At 40.4% G+C, this 21142-nt stretch carries 16 protein-coding genes and 1 pseudogene; 5 read left to right on the forward strand and 12 right to left on the reverse strand.

Annotated elements, in window-relative coordinates; all coding sequences use genetic code 11:
• Positions 1-675 precede the first annotated feature (675 nt).
• The 6 genes from MHN09_RS12450 to MHN09_RS12475 all read right to left on the reverse strand — a co-directional run bounded on the left by MHN09_RS12450 (position 676) and on the right by MHN09_RS12475 (position 9928).
• Positions 676-963, reverse strand: coding sequence for a hypothetical protein (locus MHN09_RS12450; RefSeq protein WP_155661521.1), 288 nt, complete (start codon positions 961-963; stop codon positions 676-678).
• Positions 964-1616: 653 nt separating this feature from the next.
• A complete protein-coding gene (locus tag MHN09_RS12455; RefSeq protein ID WP_239240955.1) occupies positions 1617-3791 on the reverse strand; it encodes an AAA family ATPase in 2175 nt (724 codons plus the stop codon).
• On the reverse strand, positions 3788-4225 hold the full coding sequence (locus tag MHN09_RS12460; protein ID WP_061095018.1) for a VPA1267 family protein: 438 nt from the start codon (positions 4223-4225) through the stop codon (positions 3788-3790). Before MHN09_RS12460 ends, MHN09_RS12455 begins: the two co-directional genes overlap by 4 nt.
• Positions 4226-4227: 2 nt before the next feature.
• On the reverse strand, positions 4228-4878 hold the full coding sequence (locus tag MHN09_RS12465; RefSeq protein WP_061095019.1) for a hypothetical protein: 651 nt from the start codon (positions 4876-4878) through the stop codon (positions 4228-4230).
• Positions 4879-4880: 2 nt separating this feature from the next.
• Positions 4881-8501 (reverse strand): VPA1269 family protein, encoded by a 3621-nt coding sequence (locus tag MHN09_RS12470; protein WP_239240958.1) that lies wholly within the window; start codon positions 8499-8501, stop codon positions 4881-4883.
• The gene (locus MHN09_RS12475) at positions 8498-9928 is read right to left on the reverse strand and encodes a tyrosine-type recombinase/integrase (protein ID WP_061095189.1); all 1431 of its coding nucleotides are present in this window, start codon (positions 9926-9928) and stop codon (positions 8498-8500) included. The genes MHN09_RS12470 and MHN09_RS12475 overlap by 4 nt, the downstream gene beginning before the upstream one ends.
• Positions 9929-10116: 188 nt before the next feature.
• On the opposite strand from MHN09_RS12475, the pseudogene nrdB reads away from it, so the two are divergent.
• The 3 genes and pseudogenes from nrdB to MHN09_RS12490 form a co-directional block, all read left to right on the forward strand.
• Positions 10117-10920, forward strand: a pseudogene (gene nrdB / locus MHN09_RS12480) (class Ia ribonucleoside-diphosphate reductase subunit beta); the annotation flags it as partial.
• 12 nt (positions 10921-10932) lie between these two features.
• The gene (yfaE, locus tag MHN09_RS12485; RefSeq protein ID WP_014949650.1) at positions 10933-11205 is read left to right on the forward strand and encodes a class I ribonucleotide reductase maintenance protein YfaE; all 273 of its coding nucleotides are present in this window, start codon (positions 10933-10935) and stop codon (positions 11203-11205) included.
• A gap of 114 nt (positions 11206-11319) precedes the next feature.
• The gene (locus MHN09_RS12490; RefSeq protein WP_239240961.1) at positions 11320-12057 is read left to right on the forward strand and encodes an SDR family oxidoreductase; all 738 of its coding nucleotides are present in this window, start codon (positions 11320-11322) and stop codon (positions 12055-12057) included.
• Between the two features lie 82 nt (positions 12058-12139).
• On the opposite strand, the gene MHN09_RS12495 is transcribed toward MHN09_RS12490, so the two are convergent.
• Positions 12140-12382 carry a DUF2164 domain-containing protein gene (locus MHN09_RS12495; RefSeq protein ID WP_014949652.1) on the reverse strand — a complete coding sequence of 81 codons (243 nt, stop codon included), beginning with the start codon at positions 12380-12382 and terminating at the stop codon, positions 12140-12142.
• A gap of 326 nt (positions 12383-12708) precedes the next feature.
• On the opposite strand from MHN09_RS12495, the gene MHN09_RS12500 reads away from it, so the two are divergent.
• Complete coding sequence (locus tag MHN09_RS12500) at positions 12709-13020, forward strand: hypothetical protein (protein WP_014949653.1); 312 nt, start codon at positions 12709-12711, stop codon at positions 13018-13020.
• A 330-nt stretch (positions 13021-13350) separates the two neighbouring features.
• Positions 13351-14448, forward strand: a complete 1098-nt coding sequence (locus MHN09_RS12505; protein ID WP_014949654.1) for an NADH:flavin oxidoreductase — start codon at positions 13351-13353, stop codon at positions 14446-14448.
• A gap of 37 nt (positions 14449-14485) precedes the next feature.
• On the opposite strand, the gene MHN09_RS12510 is transcribed toward MHN09_RS12505, so the two are convergent.
• From MHN09_RS12510 to bamC, 5 genes are all read right to left on the reverse strand, one after another.
• The gene (locus tag MHN09_RS12510) at positions 14486-16819 is read right to left on the reverse strand and encodes an EAL domain-containing protein (protein WP_156078412.1); all 2334 of its coding nucleotides are present in this window, start codon (positions 16817-16819) and stop codon (positions 14486-14488) included.
• 65 nt (positions 16820-16884) lie between these two features.
• A complete protein-coding gene (locus MHN09_RS12515; protein WP_014949656.1) occupies positions 16885-18069 on the reverse strand; it encodes a diguanylate cyclase in 1185 nt (394 codons plus the stop codon).
• A gap of 170 nt (positions 18070-18239) precedes the next feature.
• Positions 18240-19115 carry a DMT family transporter gene (locus MHN09_RS12520; RefSeq protein WP_039227637.1) on the reverse strand — a complete coding sequence of 292 codons (876 nt, stop codon included), beginning with the start codon at positions 19113-19115 and terminating at the stop codon, positions 18240-18242.
• Positions 19116-19303: 188 nt separating this feature from the next.
• A complete protein-coding gene (purC, locus tag MHN09_RS12525; RefSeq protein WP_014949658.1) occupies positions 19304-20017 on the reverse strand; it encodes a phosphoribosylaminoimidazolesuccinocarboxamide synthase in 714 nt (237 codons plus the stop codon).
• A gap of 12 nt (positions 20018-20029) precedes the next feature.
• A complete protein-coding gene (gene bamC, locus MHN09_RS12530; protein ID WP_049588660.1) occupies positions 20030-21133 on the reverse strand; it encodes an outer membrane protein assembly factor BamC in 1104 nt (367 codons plus the stop codon).
• Between the last annotated feature and the right edge of the window lie 9 nt (positions 21134-21142).

Below are 21142 nucleotides of genomic sequence, written 5' to 3' on the forward strand. Positions count from 1 at the left end.
TGCATTTAGTCGTAGCAGAAGGTTTAAGTATATACATAAATGCGTAATGGCGATAAACGGCGAACGTTTCGCCAGTTATATACCCTCAATTAAGCGATAGTAAGTCTACAAGGATATTTCCACGTAAATCTTGCTTCCTAAAAGCACTTTCACTCATATTAATATTATCGTCTCTAAGAGCCTTTACAATCTTATGCGTCATGTGGCCCCATAGCTCACTGTCGAAGCAAAGTTGATATGGGCGGCGGACATATATATCACGAGAATCAAGAGTCATTAGCGAGCCCTGTAGGGCCCCAGAAGCGAAACATAAATATTCCTAAGTAAAGTCACCTTGCCTCGTTCAAGTAATAAAAAATTGGGGGAGTTAAGGAGTTGGTTAAAGATTTTTATCGTTTCTTTCTTACCGAAGATTTCATCATAGAAATATATAGCCTTAGTAACCCTATCTATTTCTACGATGAATCTGTCCAAGTCTAGCATTCATTACTCCGATACTTACGAAATATAACGCAGCAAAAACCGGCGTGTATCCAATTGATATGTTGAGTTTTTGCTGGATTTTTGATCACCCATACAACTGAAAGTCATCAATTGGTGGCACAAAAGCGCAAAAACCAAACAATTTATTCGTGTATTTAATATCGGTAGAACTCGACTTTTCTACACTGAATTTCAAATATTTCCGCGAGCTTTATCCATTTCGTAAAGGGTTAGTCCATCACCATCTTCAATCGCTTGGTAATATTCAGGGTCTTTAATTTTTTCCATTTCATTAGATAAAACAAATAGCTCATTATCTAAGTTAACTATGCGTTCTCGGAGCTCTTCATTTTCAGCCGCAAGTTCCTCAAAATTTTCCTCAAGTTTTAAGATAGAACTGTTTGTAGCTGGAAATCTATTTATCTCGTGCCAGATACCAATAAACAGAGCCGCCAAAGACATCCACAATATCCAATCCATAGTTCTTTCTCTCTAAGTTAAATTAGCTTTTTAATATAGCGCGCTTTCCCCGTTTTCTGCTACCACATAGACAACTTTTATGCTTTTACTACCAATTTAAAATTGACGAGCATACTAATTGTTTAGTAAAAGGTTGATTCTCCGGATTAAGTGGATCAATAACTCGCTCAATAGTAAATGCGTCGAAAGACCCCGACTGTTAATGTTAAAAAATTCTGACTTTAATTCAGGTTTTCAGAAGGTCCACCTTCTGTCACCCAGCCACCTCCAAATGAGTCATGTTTTTTCACTCTTGGTTAAAATCCTGATTCGGAGAGTTTTCAGTAAGTAGTTTTATTTGAATACAGAGATTAAGGTTATGCAAAAACGTCGCTAAGTCGTTGTCTTTTATATCAAGACACTCTATTCCCCTCAAGTTAACATTGCCAGAGCACAACGTCGACGCATATTCACCGACATTATATTTTGTCTATTATGGTAAATATAAAATGTGCAATCATCCTCATTATTTAAAAAATTTGCCAATGTGCCAACGACAACTATATAAGTTACAGTATCGTAGCGCTTAAGATGTAAAGAACTAAATGAGTTTATACGCAAGTTTCCACTGCTTGCCCAAAGTAGTCACCCTTAATACAACAATTATCTTCTTTTTATTGCTTTAAAATCTCAAAAAGGTAGCTATTACGCTTGTGAGAAATACTTTGTGATTCTGTAATGAGCTTCAGATCCTCAGAGCTTCCCACTATATGGATTTCAATCTCTGCCCTTGTGATTGCTGTATACAGCCATGCTCTATCAACGATCTTGCCTTTTTGAAGTGCAATGATAACCCGGGGAAATTGAGACCCCTGTGCTTTGTGTAAGGTTATTGCATAACCCAGTTCCATGCAGTCGAGTAAAGTTTGCGTGACTTCAATTTTATTCCCTGTGTCCAGTGTTACCTCACCATAAGTATCATCTGATGATTCAACTTTGGTAAGAGTGCCTAGAGAACCATTTTGAATACCTATGTCATAGTGGTTTTGCGTAAATAGTATTGCATCATTCAATTTGAGGTTCTGATAAAATCTCTCACCGTGCATGTCGAACTCAAGTCTATTTCCATCCGAGTTGACGACTTTTTGAGTTAGCTGATTTATTTCAGCAACTAACGCTTTAGTCGGTGCCATAACACGACTGATTTCAGGTGATTGCTGATACAAGTCACAGCATACATGCGCTATTTCGCTCTTTGGCGTTTCATGGAAATAAATAGCACCTGTACTTAGTTCCTCAGGCACGATCCCTTGATTAATTAACTTAGCATATTCGGGAATACCCGTTGAGCCTTCCTGACGCTTAACGATATCAAGCCTAGTGTTCGCAATAGCTTTAGACAAAACGATATCAGCAAGTACTTTGCCACAACCTATTGGCGGTAATTGGTCAGGATCTCCAGTAAGGATAATGCGAACTGATGGATGAATGTGGTTGACTAAGCGATACATGGTTGGCAAGTCAATCATACTGGCTTCGTCAATTACCAGAAGATGCTTTTGTTGTTCTGAGGTAGGCATTACAGGCTCCTGATGCAATAACTTAGCGATAGTTGACGTAATAAAACCTATCGACTCGTGTAAGCGCATCGCGGCTCTACCACTAAGCGCGACCCCATGTATTTTAAATCCCATTTGGTGATAGGCCCTGAGTGCAGTTCTTAGCACTGTCGTTTTACCTGTACCTGCACCACCAGTTATACAACTCACTGCATTATCTAAACAATTTAATACTGCTTCTATTTGCCTCTTGGTTAGGTCATAAGGCAACTCACCAACAGCTAAGCAGTATGCAGAATTCGCAACGTTGTCATAAAGGTTATTTTGACTGGCTAATGCCTTAAGTCGTTTGACAACTACGTTTTCCATCAATAGCTGTGCTGTTGGATGATAGGTTCCAGTACCAGGGTTTAAAATATGTTGTGCTTTGTTATAACCCGCTTTCAACGCCTCTGTAATCAACTCTTTATCTTTAATAAGTTTGGTTAGATGAGGTCGTAAAGATGCCTGTGTTGTATAGGTGTGGCCTTTCTCAATCTCTTTTCGGATAGCAGTTTCAAGCGCTGCACTTAATCTGCGATGATCACAGTCGATGATCTTAAACTGGTCGAGATCAGCGATTTTATCAACATCAGTAAACGACATCCCAAAGCATATAAGAACATACGGATTTTGTTTGATGGCCTCAATCGAATCGTTACCGTGATATTTTAACAATCGCTGCTGCACACTTGATGGTATTTTGAGCTCGCTCATCCAATTGCAGTAGGCCAGGTTCTTATACTTCGCGTAACCTTTAAACAACACATCAATCGACTCGTCACTAATGACGCTTCTAAGTAGATATCTCGATTCTGGAGTGTCATTTCTAACGGTTGAGTGGAAATTCTTACCTAGCAGCTTCCATAACGCTCTAGCTTTACTTTCTCCAATGCCTTTGAAGTCAGTTTCCCTTGCAATAAAACGAATAAGTTGCTCACCTGTTTCGGGCAAGATGCATTCAATATGCAATGGTGATGTATAGCTATGCTGCTGCATTACAAAATCCCCCGTCTCTACCTCTTCTATTATGCGGGCACCTCTCACCGACCAATGCTGACCAAGAAGAGGCTGTATGGGGATTTCATCTGGGTTGACTTTAATGGTGACGTAATACTTACCACTATTCGTCTTGTATGAATTATTTGCCAGTGGTACACCGCTAAATATCACCATATTGGTTGAGGTGTAAGGGATACTGGTGACGCGCATTTGGTCTTGATGTAAATCGCCAATAGCTTGATCAATCATCGTGGCATGAATCCCATCTCACATAGGGTTTCATTCAGTTCACCGAAACGTTCTAGCTTGCTTTTTAACTCTTGAACTTTCGCCTTTAACTCTATGTTTTCAGCTTCTAATGCGGATATTCGTTTAGAGTCGAGCATCTTACGACTAGCGGTGTTGTCGTATTGTTTTGGTTTTTCGATATCTTTCTTTGCTGATGCGCTCAGTGGTGGAAGCAAACCTTTACCGCGCAATTTATCCTCTAGCGCTTTTAGCGCCTTTCTAAGCGCTGGATTTTGGTTTAGCGCAGACCTGCCGCACCCCACGCCTTTTGCAACCTCAATCCGGTTGAGTTTGCCTTTGAATATTATTTGTTTAAAGTCTTCATCAGTTTGAGTTGTTTGCCAAACTTCAAATGCTTCAAGGTTACGACGGGCCAATTCTTTTCCATTTGCCATAATTACCTTTTATCACCTATCAGTTTTTCTAGAGCATTCACCTCAGACTCATTTAAAAAAATCCCCCTTGTGTCTTGATAAATATAATAAGCCCCAGCCAGGCTTTCAACTTTACTTATTTCGCCAACGTCAATTAGGCCATCAAGCAACTTCTTCACAACTTGTTCTTGCAAACGTGTCAATTTATTTGATTCAACCAGACTTGCTCCATCTCTATTATTTGCGCCAGCTTTTAAAGTATCTGATAGCGAAGTTATCGATGTTTCGGATTTCTGTTGAAAATGTGTTTCAATTATATTTTTATATGTAGTGACTTGAGTTTCTAAGTTATTAATTCTAATGCTTGCACTTAATGGCAAACCATCCTGGGCACTTTGTTTAGTAATAGGACTTTGTTCTGCATTTAACTTGGAATACTCGTAAATAATAGCTTTATAGATCCCTTTGCTGTCATTATGTATTGTACGTCCTGAAGGCCTGCCTAAGAAATCTTCACAATATCGTCCTATGCCGGTATGTGTTATTTTTTTACCTTCCTTAATAAAAAGTTTGCAAGCCTTTTGAATATTCTGTATCGACTCTTTGACTCTCTTATCTTTGCTTTGTTCAAAGCTTCGCTGAACTAAAGCATCGGCAACAACTGTATCTTTCATAGTTAATTTTCCAGCAAATCATTTACAGACCCCAGTGATAGAGGCCCCGCAACTAAAGCCTTCATATCTTTAAGCCCTAAAGTTTCTATTAACAATCTGGGATTCTCAAATTCCTCATCGCTAAAATCTCTACCCAACTTTTCACAACTATTTGCTATCGCATAAAGTAGCGCAACTCTTTTAACTTCATTATCTGGCATAAATATAAACGGATTTTGACTTTCACCTGCCACAGATAAGGCTTGGGATACAAATTTTTCAATTTTTCTCATTGAAACTTCATTGTCTTCTATTGGCAGTCCCAAAACGGCTGCTTGGCTTTGTAGCTCTCTGCATGCGTTAAATTTAGAGACTTTCTCCCATTTTGGTGGACTGCATTCTATATTTTGTCTTGCCAACTCTTTAAGAACCATCTTATTGCCACTAAAACCACTTACGTTTGCCTTTTGTAAACTAGCTTCAAGCATACTCTGACGTCTACCTAACTCAATTACCCTACAAGCAAGAACCTCACCTTTTTGGTCAACTTTTCTGTCAAATTGTTCGGCAATAATATTTCGATTTTCTATCGAATTATCATCCCTAACAGCATGTGATTTTTCAATGAGAGCATTCCGCTCATCACGCAATTCACGAATCTCTTCGGCAACAATATTAATCTCGTAAATTTGCTCTAATATAAATCTAGGTCCTGAACGCCAATACCGGCAATTTCCGCACCTGAATTTCCCTCCAAGCGTTGACGTAACCTCCGCTGCTGTGCCATTTTTATGCACAATGATTTTTATTCCGCCACTATCGCAATCGAAAGAGCTGCAGATTCCACCTTTGACGTTTTTATCTATACCCCCGCCAGAAAAGTTTGGAGCAACCTTTGCTCTAGATTTATCAGAGGTTAATTCTGACGTTTCCTCCATTAAATCAAACATGGCAATAAGCAGTTGATCATTTGAATCGCTATACATTTCCTTTTGATGTTCAATAGAAATCCCTTGCATTTTTTTTGCTTTTATTAAAAGGCTTTTCAATTTTTCTAAGCTAAGTTTGTAATAATAACCCGTCATTATTGATGTAGCATGGCCGACAATCATTTGAACCACCTCTACAGGCATACCTTTTTCTATTAACTCTGTTACACCATACACTCGAAGTGAATGAACATCATACATCCACTCCCCATCCTCAGTTCTTACGATACTTTGCTCTTTAAATTGAGGATATTCCTCTTTGTAACGATGCTCAGCTCTTAGCAGTACAGCTTTAAAAAGCTTTGTAATGTTATCTCTAGAGATTGGGTAGGCTAGATTGAATCTATTTCTAGGATCAGCTCGCGAAACTTGTGGCTCTATCTCTCTAAATAAGGGTACAAAGTAAGGCAATTTTTCCCTAATATGTTGTTTGTAAAGGTCAGGCTCCTCATCATCCAACCGAATTGGTTGAATATCTCTATTCATATAAATGTCGTTGAAACATTTCTGCTCACTAAGAATCGACCAAACATCATCAATCTGAGCAATACCTGTTCCATACGGCCAAGGAATGTCATATCCTAATTTACCCTGTTCTAATAAACGATAAGACTGTGTTTTGTTGGTACTTATATGAAGTTTTAAAGAGTCATTTCCGCTATTCTGATTATTATTAAAAACGCCTGTTTTACCATGAAGTCGACAATGAGACTTACCATTGGGATACTTAAATTCAGCAAGAGGATGTGTATTTTTAACAAAACACTGTCTATTCAGATCCCAAATGCGATCATCTAATAATCCTTCATCTAGCCAGCGAGCTTGTTTTCCTCTGACCGGAAGTAACAAGAGCAAATGTAAACACCGAGCCACTGTGTTGTTATTTATAACTTCTTTATTACCAGTCTGAAAATTTGTAACTTCTATTTGACATTGCGATACAAGAGTCTCTGCACATATTTCATAATTATTTTCAGTCAAGACTTCGACACACTTTTCGTGCAGTATTGAAGGCATTGCTTCTCTGACTGTTATCCCACGATGTGTGTTAAGAATAGGAAAGACGACATCAGGTTTCGAGACCGGATTATTTATATTTTTACCCGTGTTCAACGAAAGAGATGAAACCCAAAAGTCAAAAAAGCTGTTAACTCCACTCCATTGAGTGTAATTTTGATTCTCAGAATTGCCTTTATCAAGAATAAACTGTCGAAGAGTTAATTTAACAACCTGCTTACCCATTGGATCGTAAAACATGGTATTAACAAACTCATTAATATCGTCATATTTGAAGTCACTACTGCTTATTTCTCGTAACCAATCAATGAAGACATTTATAGAGTTTAGCTTATGTTTGGTTCCCTCTTTAGTTAGAAAATCCCTCATCACCATAAGTAAGTTATCACCGATCACATCGGTTGCATGGTTAAGTTCAAAAGATGAGCGCCTTTGGTCTGAGGACTTCATACGTCTAGCAGTTATATTTTCTAGAAAAGCGCGGTTGAATCGTTCCCCTTCAGGAAAATTCAATTCATACCTATCTATGATCTGCTTCAATGCTATGAAAGGAAAGCCTGTAGCTGTACTGTACCCCTTACTATTTTGATAATTTTTTAGAATAGACGTGAGATCACTAGGGTATACAAGTGGTATATCGTCACAAGTTTCTAAATTAGAGCTTCTTGACACATTTCTTAAAAACAGAACTATCTCATTTTTATGTTTATTCCCATCCTCTATAAGGCTCGCGCACACCTCTCCCAACGGGGTATGCCACGGTAGTTGAGTATTCATCAACCGTAAATCTAGTGCTAAAGACGGTATTGAATACGGCAGATATATTACCCCGTCTTGTGCAAGAGCTTGCAATAAACTCGCGATTGCTTTCTCAAGTGATTGAATGATAAAACAAAATGGGGATCTAGTTTTATCTGTGCCATTTAATAACGCATTTGTATATTCATCTACCAACAATGAGAAGTTTGGAGCGTTTACTCCTTCAATGAAGCGAAGTCGAACGAGGAGCTTAAACAAAGGATGTTTCTTTAATTTATCCTGTGTATATGCCCAATTATTATTTTTTAACCCTCTGAAATCTGTAGGTAGATTAAAGAAAGTTCCCATCTTTATGGCTACTAGCCATTGAACTATCTCTACAGATGACAGGTCTCCGAAGGTTTCATTCCAATCAACAACATAGTCGAAGCATTGTTTCAATTTATTCGGTGTCAAACTAGTAAATTGAAAGCCGCCTTTACCTTCAAAAAAGCGATGGACTTGTTCAGAGATTTTCTCTATTTTTAATGATTTTGGATTATCAGAATCGAGAACTTCTTTGAAAGTATTTGCAGTAAATGGTGGTATGAATGTTCGGTCTCTTCTTTTTGGAAGACTACCTATCAACTCTGACTGAACCTTTTGTTCGCAATAAGACTTGGAATATTCTGGCTTATAATCATTTAATATTTTAGAAAGAGTATTTGTCTCTAACTTTTTATGTGACGGATTAATGATTATCTGGTCCAAGGTAATATTAAAAACATTCTCAATATTACTTCTATATCCTTTGTAAGAACGCAATAAACCTATTCTTTCACTAACAACTACATGCCTTGCCAGATTGTTATTCGACCATTCTAAAAGCAATTCTTTCATATTAATTTTAATAACTCTTCCCTAAATGGAATCTGTTTCCATTTATTTTTTTCATTTATTTCGATTCCCTTAGCCTTTTTCAGGGTCTCTGAAAACTTCTCTGCACTCATGTTAAAATACCGTTGGGTTGAAGAACTATGATGGTGTCTAAGTACCTTTTGAGCGATATCGATACTAACATCAAGGTAGTTACAAATGTAAAAACCAGTAAAGTGTCTCAAACTATGAGGGTTATACTTTTCGCCTGTTAATCTCAAAGATTCTCGTTCGAAACGCTTGGAATAAGTTGAGATACTGAGAGGTGCGCCATTCTTAGAACAAAACAGGTATGGGTGATTACATCGTTTTTGCGAAAGCAAATATCGTTGGACAATTTCAAAAAACTTAAGCTTTGCTGCGTCTTCAGTCCATTGTACGACATATCCAAAGGTAGAGTGTTGCGGCTCTAATAAGACCCCTTTCCATCCTAAATGCAATGGCTTTGGGACATTAACCCGAGCAATTGGGTATCTTACAAATTGTAGCTCCTTTGAACTCAGTGAAGGATCAAAATACTGTGCGTTATTGTAGGACCCTAGTATTTCTTTGCGACGTTTCAGGCGACGAGTTTCATGACACCAACTGCTCCCAGAAACCGGATGAGAAACAATTAATTCGAATTCCGCAGTTTTCTTGTTTACTACAACATCACTAATTAGAACATGCATTGCCTCTGATGCTCTCAATCCAGTAAACGCACATAGTAAGTAAATAGCTCTTTGATTATCATCTAAAGCCGACTCAATGAACTTTGTAACCAATTCGGGAGGGAAAAAATTCGGAGTACTATTTTCAACTCTCGTTTCGGGCTCTTGGCCATGAGAAAAAATAACACTTTGCTTTTTAGAATCAGTGTTAACTCCTTTTAGGTGTTTTAATAAACTATAGTCTTGCCGTTTTCTATAAACATTATATTCTATCGTTGACTGGCACAATATCTCTGTTGATCTCAATGAGTCTGTACTAAGGTACTCCGCACAAAACTCCTCGTATTTAGAAAATACTCGTAGCTTTCTCTTTATATTTTTTACAGAACTACCTTCCCACCATAAACCTAGATTGCAATTTCCACGATGTATTGTTCCATGAAGCGACTTTTCAAAGTAATCAATAATTAAAGTACGGGGTTCTTGTTTCCAGCGAGTATGTTCTTTAGATGACCTTTCATAAAATATTGTAATTTCAGATATACATCTAAAGAGATCATACAATGAAGAAGTATGTTTACCAGCCCCAACTGAATAGAGATGTTTTAAGTAAGCCAGCAATGAATAGCACAGTTCTCCATTATTCATATAAACCAGTGGGAATGGTCTTTCACGTCCAAATTCTGTAGTCTCTTCACACCAATGTACGTGATAATACGGATTACTTGGTACAAGCTTCATAAACAATACCTTTTCTTTTGTATTACAACACTCAAATATAATACAGCCTATTTATGGGATATTATCACATGTCAGAATAATTATTCTGAACGCGATTAAAAAATATTGTAAAAGAAACTAAATAAGCGAATTACTTCTGTTAAGAGCTCAAATATGCACTTATGGTATGTTTTTGCTTGTCGGAATATGAAACATGGTCTTTCTTCGAGACTATTCACTCACGTTCGTATACCCATATTTTGAGAAACTTGTTCTCAGACCCAAGCGAAATATTCGAAGATATCGTAGTGAATGACGAAATTAAGCGACGTGCTGCTGATATTTCTAAATATTACGATGATCTCATTTTCGCCACTCAGCTTTGGCAGACACAGGGTGAAGGCGTACATACAGTGAATGGTGTTGCACACACTATCAACATGTATGAGCTTAAGAAGAAGCTTTACCTATGCATGAACTCGGTGAACGCACTGGAAGCAATCCGTTTCTACGTGTCTTTTGCCTGCACATTCGCTTTCGCTGAACGGAAGCTGATGGAAGGTAATTCTAAGATTATTCGTTTGATTGCCCGTGACGAGAATCTACACTTATCTTCAACACAGCATATCCTTAATTTGTGGGCTAAGGGTAAAGATGACCCTGAAATGGCGCAAATTGCAGAAGAATGTAAAGAAGAAGCGCGTGCTATCTTCATGAACGCTGTCGAGCAAGAAAAGCAGTGGGCTGACTACTTGTTCCAAAACGGCTCAATGATTGGTTTGAATAAAGAAATTCTTTGCCAGTACGTTGAGTACATTGCGAATCAACGTATGTCTGCTATTGGTCTAGACACCCCGTTTGAGATAAGCAGTAATCCACTTCCATGGATGAATAACTATTTGAATTCAGACAACGTGCAAGTGGCACCTCAAGAGTCTGAAATCAGCTCTTATCTTGTTGGTCAAATCGACTCTGCCGTGAGCGAAGACGACTTTGCTGATTTTGAGCTGTAAAACTACAGCTTAATGAGCAGCAACGATAAATCACTCCGCATCGACGTTGTCGATGTGGGGGCGATTATTTCCCCTTCTGATTCCACTATCTTAAACGCCCTTGAAGCAGCGGACGTTCATATTCACTACCATTGTCGTGAAGGCTTTTGTGGTGCATGCCGCACAAAGCTAATTGAAGGCGAAGTTGAGTACACCACAGATCCCCTCGCCTTCATTGACGACGATGAAATTCTTCCTTGTTGTTGCGTGGCTAAATGCCCGCTAAAAATAAAAGTACCGCTGTAAAATTTTCATTCATCGCTCTCACTATCACTCTCACAGTGTTTCTGCGCGTTAGAGTAATCCACTTCAATAGTTTTACGTAGCAACTTAACACTAATCAAACGTAAGGATAATGTTATGAGCGAAGTTTCTGGAAAAGTTGTCATCATTACAGGTGCAAGTAGCGGGCTTGGAGAAGCAACGGCGAAAATGCTTACGGATAAAGGTGCTAAATTAGTGTTGGGCGCCCGCCGTGAAGACCGTCTTAAAAAACTTGTAGATGAAATTGAATCTTCAGGTGGCCAAGCTACTTATCAAACGGTAGATGTCACGAAAAAGGATGACGTCAAGGCGCTTGCGAAAGCGGCCATAGATGCCTATGGGCGTATTGACGTGCTCGTCAACAATGCTGGTCTTATGCCACTCGCTCCGCTTGACGAGATGAAAGTTGACGAGTGGGATCAGATGATAGATGTAAACATAAAAGGCGTTATGTATGGAGTAGCAGCTGTATTAGGACAAATGCGAGAGCAAAAAAGCGGGCATATTATCAATCTTTCCTCTGTGGCAGGTCATGTTGTGTTCCCTGTAGCAACGGTTTATTGCGCAACTAAATTCGCTGTTAAAGCAATAAGTGAAGGCATTCGCAGGGAGTCAAATGGTGAAATTCGCTCTACCAACATCTCACCTGGTGCAGTGGCGACAGAACTTACTGACCACATTTCTCACAAAGACTCAAAGCAAATGGCAGATGATATGTATGACGATGCTATCGATGCAGATGCTATTGCACGTGCAGTAACGTTTGCCATAGAGCAGCCTGGCGACGTAGACATAAACGAAATGATCATCAGACCTACCCGTCAGGAACTCTAATACAGCTCATTTCTAACGTAATGGTATTGATTGGCCATCTAATGATTAAGCCTGCAAATGCAGGCTTAATTTATTTCTCAATTTAAAGTACTTTTTCGATGGCATACAATTCTTCATCAATGACCTGTAAGCGAGATGCTACAACGGCTCTCGCGTCGTTTACGCCTTTATTATAAAACGATGCGCCCATTTCTTTACTAATGAAGTCCAGAAGAAATTCTCCGTCAAATTGACCAAGTTCCACGCTTAATTCATCATCAAAATATCGTTGCAGTTTAGCGACTAGCGCGTCTTTTTCCTCACGGGTAAATGCAATATCGCTCATTGTCATCCTTCATTCGTCACTTATAAAATGTCACGTTCTTTGTTTTAGACTCAACTATCGTTTTTCTTGCTCGTTAGCAATTATAAACGTTTTAACGTTAACACACCGCACGCCTAATTTTAGATTTTTTTAGCATGTAGACTCGGCCTGGTATGATTTTCGTATACACCTTGTAGACTTCTCTATTTTTAATTGCTGATTGTCTAAAAACAGTTATTTTAATGCAGAGTCTACATGCCCTTTTGTTCAAAGCACTATCGCAATAGTTTGCGTAGATAATTACATCAAAATGGGGCATCGCTTTCACGTAATTTGCGAGGTTAACAATGAAAGTTCTACCTATTATCGGAATAACAACCGTACTAGCAGCAAATAGTTTACCTGCTTGCGCCAACCCTAACCCTCATAAAGATAAATCACTCCCTCCGGGTATAGAGAAGAAGTATGAACGAACAGGTGAATTACCGCCGGGTTGGGAAAAAAAGCTAGCCGTTGGAAATCGTTTAGATCGTGATATTTACAACCATGCCCGCATCATTGTGCCTTTGGGAGGAGACGGGTTAGTAACAGTTCGCATTGAAAACAAAGTGGTACGCCTTATTCAAGCCACAAGGGAAATTGTAGAGATTTTAGATTAAGCCTGCTCATATCTGAAAGAGAGCTTCTGATATGGAGCTCTTAGCTCACTTTTACTTATGGCTTACTATCAACATTTGAAAATTGACTTGCCCTCACTCGACAGTAGTATCTGGAATCAACCATAGTTTTTTAGTTGGGTAGCCATCATGTTACTCCTGCAACACATCACGCAGGATATACTAGAGCCAGTTATTCTTTGTTGTACATCAAGACTCAACAATCCCCAACTTAATGACTTGTTTAACACTTCTATAATAATGGCGGCGTTTCATTTTCTATGATGAAAGTACAAACGGCCCCAATTGCAATAAAGAAATCAGGAACAAAAAATGGCAGCTAACGCACTGTTTAAGCCTTACTCAAAGGGCAACTTATCGTTAACCAACCGAATTGTTATGGCCCCCATGACTCGTCAATTTTCGCCTAACGGCGTACCTACCAACGATGTAGCTGGTTACTATAAACGCCGAGCTCAAGGTGGCACAGGTTTGATTATCACCGAGGGCACTACAGTAAACGATAAAGTCGCTACGATGGATGCAAATATCCCTCAATTCCATGGCGATGAAGCGCTAGCCGGTTGGAAAAATGTGGTAGATGAAGTTCACAGTGTCGGTGGGAAAATTATGCCTCAACTATGGCACGTGGGTATGGCGAGGGTAGCGGAAAAAGCGCCTTATCCTGAACTTCCAAGTGCAGGGCCTTCAGGTTTATTCAAACCAGGAAAACAGGGCGCTGAACCTATGACCGTTGAACACATTGAATCCGTGATTACTGCCTTTGCACAAGCAGCAGCAGATGCCAAAACTATCGGTATGGATGGAATTGAGATTCACGGTGCTCATGGTTATCTAATCGACCAGTTCTTCTGGGAAGGCACAAACCAGCGAACTGACAGTTGGGGCGGTAACATGGAAAATCGTGGACGATTTGCGGTTGAAATAATTAAAGCCATACGTGATGCAACCGGTCCCGATTTTCCGATCGTACTGCGCTATTCGCAGTGGAAACAACAAGATTACACCGCTCGTTTAGCGCACACGCCCCAAGAACTAGAACAGTTTCTTCTTCCGCTAAGTGAAGCTGGAGTAGATGTTTTTCATTGTTCTCAGCGCCGCTATTGGGAAAACGAATTTGAAGGCAGTGATTTAAACCTTGCAGGCTGGACGAAAAAATTAACTGGCAAGCCCACCATAACGGTAGGGTCAGTTGGGCTCAATGACGACTTCTTCGGCGCATTCAAAGGGCAAGATTCCAGCACTCGCTCAGTCGATGATTTACTTGAACGTTTAGACGCTGGCGAATTTGATCTGGTTGCTGTAGGAAGAGCGCTACTACAAGATCCGAACTGGGCAAACAAAATAAAAGAAAACCGCACCAACGAACTAGAGCAATACTCTGGTAAAGCGTTAGCAACGCTGTCTTAAGCCCGATTAAATTAAGCACTAGCGCGGCAAAGTTGCGCTAGTGCCTCTCCCAAAAGGACTCAAAGTCTGATTTGCTGAGCGGTTTTGCAATGAAATAACCCTGCGCATAATCACAGCCCATGCTTTTTAGAATATCGTATTGTTCTTGTGTCTCGACACCTTCCGCTACTACCTTTATTCCGAGTTTATTCGCCATCACAATAATAGCTTCGCACAGCACCTTATCATTGCTAACGTCAGTCATCGACTTCACAAAGCTCCTGTCAATCTTGATAAAGTCTGTAGGAAAGCGCTTTAAATAAGAAATAGAGCTGTAACCTGTACCAAAATCATCCAACGCGATATCAACGCCTGCTTGCCTAAACTGGAAAAGCTTCTTGGACACCATCTCATTGGCTTCCATTAATAAGTTTTCCGTGACTTCAAGAAGTATAGAACGCGCAGAGATCTTCTGGTCTAAAAGCAGGTTTAACCATTGAGTTATATTAGATTCTAAATTGAAGTAGTGGCTAGGTGACGTATTAATACTCACCTGCAGCTCTTGACGGTTTTGGGCTTTCCATTGTTTGATATTGGCACAGACTTCATTAAATACCCAATTACTGATATCAATGATGAGTCCAGATTCTTCAGCAAGTGGAATAAATTCATCTGGTGTAATTCTCCCCTTCGTGGGATGCTGCCATCGAAGTAACGCTTCAGCTTTCATCACTTTCTGGCTACTGAAACATGCAATTGGCTGGTACTCAATAAACAATTCTTTGTTCTTAACTGCATAACGCAAATCATTCAACAAGGTCATTCTCTTTATTGCTGCAGTTTGCATGTCGTGGGTATAATACTGATAGTTGTTTTTACCGAGATCTTTAGCACCGTACATCGCTTGGTCGGCATTCTTTAACAGGCCTTTGACATCTTTTGCGTCGTCCGGATATAAGGTGACACCTAGGCTCGCGCTAGTATGCACACGTTCCAGCTCTAAACTATAAGGTTTTACGATCTCGCCAAGTAGCTTTTGTACGACCAGTTCTATAGAACTTAGGCCTTTAATGCCGTTTAGGATAATGACAAATTCGTCACCGCCTAATCGGGAAACGGTGTCATCTGAACGCAAACACTGCTTTATTCTTCTGGCGCACTCAATTAAAAGCTTATCACCTATATCGTGACCAAGCGTGTCATTAATATCTTTGAAATTATCAAGGTCCAAGAATATCACCGCTACCTTATCGCTCTCTCTATCGGCAGCCTTAATGGCTAACTGTAAGTGATCCAACATAAGGTTTCGGTTAGGAAGTCCTGTCAAAGAATCAAAGTTAGCTTGCTTCCATATAAGTTGATTCGCCAGCTCTCTTTCAATAGCGATGCTAGCGATATGCGCGAACTGTTCGATTAAGCGCATTTCGTCCGCTGTCGGTACTGCTCTTTCTCTATGATAAATTGCAAAAGTACCAATAGCGTCACCATTAGCTCCTTGTATTGGCTGTGACCAACAAGAGCATACACCAGCGCGCAATGCTAAATCTTTCCAATCGGTCCAAAACGGGTGCGTACTGATATCTTCAACAATAGTCGGTAAGTTCGTCGCGGCTGTATTTCCACATGATCCCCTGCCTACACCAAACTCAACGCCATCGATAGCGTCGTTATAAAAGTCGGGTAAAGAAGGCGCAGCACCCTTTTTCAGCTTGCCATCTTCTAATAGCAGGATACTGCAAACTTGATCTGTGTATTCGGCCTCTATAGCATTCACAATGTCGTGGAGTACGGTATGCAATGACTCTGCATTTACCACTTTCTCTAAAATAGCGCTCCTCACACGGGTGATTTTTTGTGTTTGAGCTAGCTTAAATTGGTACTCTTCCAACTGAGTTGAGAGATCATTGAATTCTTGTCGCTGTAGTTCCGACTCTACAAGTTTTGCAAGCTGCTCTAATTGCTGTATTTGAACGCAATTGAATATTTTTGGATTATTATCCGACACACATAGCGTTCCCACCGCAAACCCTTCTATCATCAGCCTAACACCCGCGTAAAAACGAATGTGAGGATGACCAACCACAAAAGGATTGCTTTTGAAGCGAGGGTCCTCTTGAGTATCTGGAACGACTAAGGTTTTGTCCTGCGCTATAGCATGGGCACAAAAGGCGACATCCCTTTCTGTTTCAGTCATATCGAGATTAATAGCCGACTTAAACCACTGCCTACTGTCATCGACAAATGTGATGGATGCGAATCTACAATCAAAAATGCTACTTGCTAGTCGAGTAATACGGTCAAAGCGCTCTTCTGGTGGGGTATCGAGCACTCTCAGTTTGTTGAGTGCGGCTAGCCTCTCATGTTCATTTACAATAGTCGGGGGTGTGCGCACAACTCACTCCTAAATCCAACACGGTCGAATTGCGCACATTGTGCAACACGCTTTCAATAGCGTGGTTAAGCCAGTTGGACATTATTTCTGCCGCTCTCTTTGGCTTTATATAATGCGTCATCGGCTTCCGATAGTGCTGACTCAATAGTGTCATGATGTTCTTTTACATAAGATACACCCGCACTAACAGTGATATCAATAAACTTCCCATTCACATCTAGAGGGTTTTTACTTATTCGATCTCTTAACTTTTCAGCTAACTTGAAGGCGCCTGCGCGGTCGGTATCAGGCAATAAAAGTACGAATTCCTCACCGCCAATGCGCGCTACGCAATCTGCATTACGCGAAGACATTTTTAAAATTTTTGCTACGTGTTTAATCGCTTTATCACCCATGTCGTGGCCGTGAGTGTCGTTGATACGTTTAAAAAAATCGATATCGATCATCACCACTGACAGCGATCGCTTGTAGCGGTGACTAGCCGCTATTGCTTGTTGGGAAACAATCTGAAATGCCCGTCGATTTAGTAAACCAGATAGGTAATCAAAATTAGCGTCTCGCTGGAGCTTAGTGGCAAAACGACTTACCTTTGCCACCATTGGACGAAATATGAAAAACGCTTCAACTAATATGGTGAGAATAATGATGCCCAACACTACGTTTTGTGCATTTCTAAGGTCGTTTACTTTTTCCAAACTCTCTTTTTCATATTGCCCAACAATGTTGTGTAACGGTGTTAGCAGGTCGCTTTCTGCGAGTTGTAAAAACATCAAACTTCCGTTAGAAAACTGGACAGCGCCAACATTACCATTTTCTGAAAGTGCGGCCCTTATCTCGCCTTCAAATAACTTTATTTTCTTATCTACATCAGAGGGAGGCATAAAATAGAGGTTATACAGTTCTTCAGAAAGTGGGCTGGGTTGACCTTTTGATAATGCTTCAAAATGTGGTGCTAGCAGAAACTGATGGTTTTGCTTCATTTTCTCAATCGCAGCTATAGAGAGTCTTTTTGATTTTTGAGCGCCAGTTTGCAAGTAATCGACCGCAAACATACTGGCTCTTTGCGAAAGCATGCGTTGCTGACCACTTACGTTAACAATTTTGCCAGTATTGTTCTGCTCTGAAATGACTTCATCTAACATGAAGTGAACAACCAGAGACAGTACCGCAATCACTGAAAGCGAAATAACATAAGTTAGCGTTAACAATCTGCCTGGATTTCTTATCGTTATTGGATCTTCTGCGTTCATAACTGCGTTCCCATTATTTAGTGATCTACTACGTTAGCACTGTTGGAAAATTCAAATATTGCTCTTTAGTCTAGAAATATGCGTTAACGCTCCCCCATTAAACTTTATAGAACTATTTCGCCACGGCGGAAAATAACGCTTTTTCTGTTTTAAACGTAGCGTATAAAACGCTATTTTTTTATAACCAAGTAGATGCCACCCAACGTAGCTATTGAAGCAACCAGGATCTGCATTGTGAGTGGCTCACCAAGCGCTATCCACCCCATCAGCGATGCTATGACAGGCACGCTCAGTTGCACTGTCGCGGCGGTGGTTGATTTGATAAGGGGAAGCGCGCTGTACCAAATAGCGTATCCGCAACCCGATGCAAACACCCCTGATGCAAGCGCGTAATAAACACCCTCGCTATCTAAGACAAAATTATCTGCGCCCACGAAGCAAACCACACCAACCAAAGGAACACAGAAAAACGCGGCATAGACAAAATTACCCGATGTAGATAAAAGGGCTGAGCTACTTTTTTTACCCAAAAGCGAATAGACGCCCCAAGCCATACCCGCCAAAACCATAACCGCGCCAGCTAAAAGAGGCGGTGCTGCCGCGCTAGGCAACAGTAAGATAACAAGGCCTAAAAATGCCAACACAAACCCCAACCACTGCCATTTTTTAAATCGCTCGCCATTGAACAACCCTACGGAAATCATAGTGAGTTGCACGGCACCAAATAATAAAAGTGCCCCCGTTCCCGTGGACATTGAAATATAGGCATATGAAAAGCAGATAGCGTAAACGAACAACGAAATGCCACCGAGTACGCTGGCGTTGGTTTTTAGGCCATGAAAAAGGCCTTGAGAAGGCACGCTCTCACTTTTGCGACGTAGGAAATAAGAAGACAAAAGTAACAACGCTATCGCCCCGCTCGCTAAGCGTAAGATAGTAAAACTAGCAGGGTCTATATCGGTGTTAGCAAGAGCCATGCGGCAAAGTAGCGAATTAGCAGCAAATGCAATCATGGCAATAGCGACCAATACAAAGGTTTTCAACAAACCGAATCTCCCTAGTTTTAAACGCAAAAATGCTTAGCAGTACACTAACTTATCCCGTAATGCATCGAAAAGTAAATGCTTAAACGCAAGAGACAATATTTTACAACGACGTAGACAGGTCAAACTGCCTAAAACGAAAAAGAGGACCGAAAGGTCCTCTTTAAATTAGTTATTACTTGATGAGAGTTTTAAAGCGATAAGCCTAAGCGCTCAGCCACTTCAATATAGGTCTCGACTACAGAGCCCAAACCTTGTCTAAAGCGGTCTTTGTCCATCTTTTTACGGGTTTCTTTATCCCACAAGCGACAGCCATCTGGTGTGAACTCATCACCTAGTACGATATTGCCATCTTTGTCGACACCAAACTCTAGTTTATAGTCTACAAGCAACATACCCGCGTCATCAAAGAGTGCTTTCAAAACACTGTTAACCTTGAAGGTCAATGCTTTCATTTCAGCAATTTGCGCTTCGGTTGCCCAACCAAATGATAAAATATGGTAGTCATTTACCATTGGGTCGTGAAGTGCATCATTCTTTAAGAAAAACTCGAAAATAGGTGGGTTAAGCTCTTTGCCCTCTTCCACACCCAGTCTGCGAACTAAAGAGCCAGCAGACAAGTTTCTCACCACACACTCAACAGGGATCATGTCGAGCTTCTTAACCAAAGACTCAGTGTCAGAAACCAGCGCCTCAACTTGCGTTGCAATGCCTGCTTCTTCAAGCTTTGTCATAATAAAGTGATTAAACTTGTTGTTTACTTCACCTTTGCGTTCTAGCTGTTCAATCTTCTCACCATCAAACGCCGAAGTGTCGTTTCTAAAGTGAAGAATAAGTTTATCGCTATCATCAGTGTAATAAACAGTTTTTGCTTTACCGCGGTAAAGCTCGTCGCGTTTTTCCATTCTCAGTCTCAGTTATATATCAAGGTTATCTTCTGACATGACCTCAGCAAATGCACTGTAAAGGTCGGAAACCTGATTTGCTTCAAACGGTACACTTTCATTATTCATGAAGGTAACTGACGTGCGATCCGCACCCGCTCTTGCAACTTTCAAACGATAGTCACCTTTCTTTAGCAACTCTTTATCGCTTGAGAATAAACCATCCCACCAACTACCTTGATCACCATTGTAAGTGACAAATAATAGGCCGTTTGATTTATCTAAATCTTTAACGTCAAAACCAAGCTTACGCAGTACTAACAGCATTCTTGGCCACGCTACATCATACTTAGCTTCTACGATATACGCCGCGTCACCATCGGCATTAAAGCCCATCTCGGTATTGATACCCTGACGGATACGAGCAATTCTTCGTGTCTCTGCTAGCTGAATTTGGTACTCATAGTGACCAACAACTTGGTTCAACACCTCAACTTCTTCGCGACGTTCTTCCATTGAAGAGACTTCTGCAACCACGTCGTTGCCCAATGTTTGCATATAGTCCTTTAATTCAACAGTAAGCGCAGCACTACGGCCGTGAGGTTTAACGTCTAAGCTGAATTCAAAACGTCGACCGATTTCGCTTTCTTCATCTATAAAGCTATACCAAGGACCTTCGACTTCTCTAGTTATCACCATCCAGTCAGTAACCAGCACTTTCTCTTCTGGACTAAAGCTATCTACACCAATACCTTGTTCATCTAAGAAACTTAAAAGCGAGTTCCAAATTGCTTGGCTTAGCGGCTGACTATCGTCAACCTGGTCAAACCAAATGGTTGCTGAACTCTTACCTTCCTCAATGTGAGAACCCGTAACTAAAGGTAAAACTAATGCTGGCGAGCGAACCATCAACGACTTGCCCACCAAATTTGAATCGGCCTCTTGACCTAACTCAGGTAATACAAAATCACGAGAAAAAGCAGGTGCATCTAAGTCAGAAGGTACTTTTAGCGATTCTTGTTCTTTAGTTTTTAAGTATTCGTAGCTGCCAGACGCGGTCTTTCTATCTATTTGGCTTGAACAACCTGCAAGTGCAACCATCGCTACTGAACTTGCTATAGCCAGCGTTCTTTTCATCTGTGTTCC

The organism is Alteromonas sp. MmMcT2-5, from assembly GCF_022348315.1.
GTDB classification, from domain to species: domain Bacteria; phylum Pseudomonadota; class Gammaproteobacteria; order Enterobacterales; family Alteromonadaceae; genus Alteromonas; species Alteromonas macleodii.

Bases quoted from the DNA above. Each gene is read 5' to 3' on its own strand.
- MHN09_RS12450 (WP_155661521.1), bottom strand. From the start codon at position 963: ATGGATTGGATATTGTGGATGTCTTTGGCGGCTCTGTTTATTGGTATC.
- MHN09_RS12455 (WP_239240955.1), bottom strand. From the start codon at position 3,791: ATGATTGATCAAGCTATTGGCGATTTACATCAAGACCAAATGCGCGTC.
- MHN09_RS12460 (WP_061095018.1), bottom strand. From the start codon at position 4,225: ATGGCAAATGGAAAAGAATTGGCCCGTCGTAACCTTGAAGCATTTGAA.
- MHN09_RS12465 (WP_061095019.1), bottom strand. From the start codon at position 4,878: ATGAAAGATACAGTTGTTGCCGATGCTTTAGTTCAGCGAAGCTTTGAA.
- MHN09_RS12470 (WP_239240958.1), bottom strand. From the start codon at position 8,501: ATGAAAGAATTGCTTTTAGAATGGTCGAATAACAATCTGGCAAGGCAT.
- MHN09_RS12475 (WP_061095189.1), bottom strand. From the start codon at position 9,928: ATGAAGCTTGTACCAAGTAATCCGTATTATCACGTACATTGGTGTGAA.
- yfaE (WP_014949650.1), top strand. From the start codon at position 10,933: ATGAGCAGCAACGATAAATCACTCCGCATCGACGTTGTCGATGTGGGG.
- MHN09_RS12490 (WP_239240961.1), top strand. From the start codon at position 11,320: ATGAGCGAAGTTTCTGGAAAAGTTGTCATCATTACAGGTGCAAGTAGC.
- MHN09_RS12495 (WP_014949652.1), bottom strand. From the start codon at position 12,382: ATGAGCGATATTGCATTTACCCGTGAGGAAAAAGACGCGCTAGTCGCT.
- MHN09_RS12500 (WP_014949653.1), top strand. From the start codon at position 12,709: ATGAAAGTTCTACCTATTATCGGAATAACAACCGTACTAGCAGCAAAT.
- MHN09_RS12505 (WP_014949654.1), top strand. From the start codon at position 13,351: ATGGCAGCTAACGCACTGTTTAAGCCTTACTCAAAGGGCAACTTATCG.
- MHN09_RS12515 (WP_014949656.1), bottom strand. From the start codon at position 18,069: ATGAACGCAGAAGATCCAATAACGATAAGAAATCCAGGCAGATTGTTA.
- purC (WP_014949658.1), bottom strand. From the start codon at position 20,017: ATGGAAAAACGCGACGAGCTTTACCGCGGTAAAGCAAAAACTGTTTAT.
- bamC (WP_049588660.1), bottom strand. From the start codon at position 21,133: ATGAAAAGAACGCTGGCTATAGCAAGTTCAGTAGCGATGGTTGCACTT.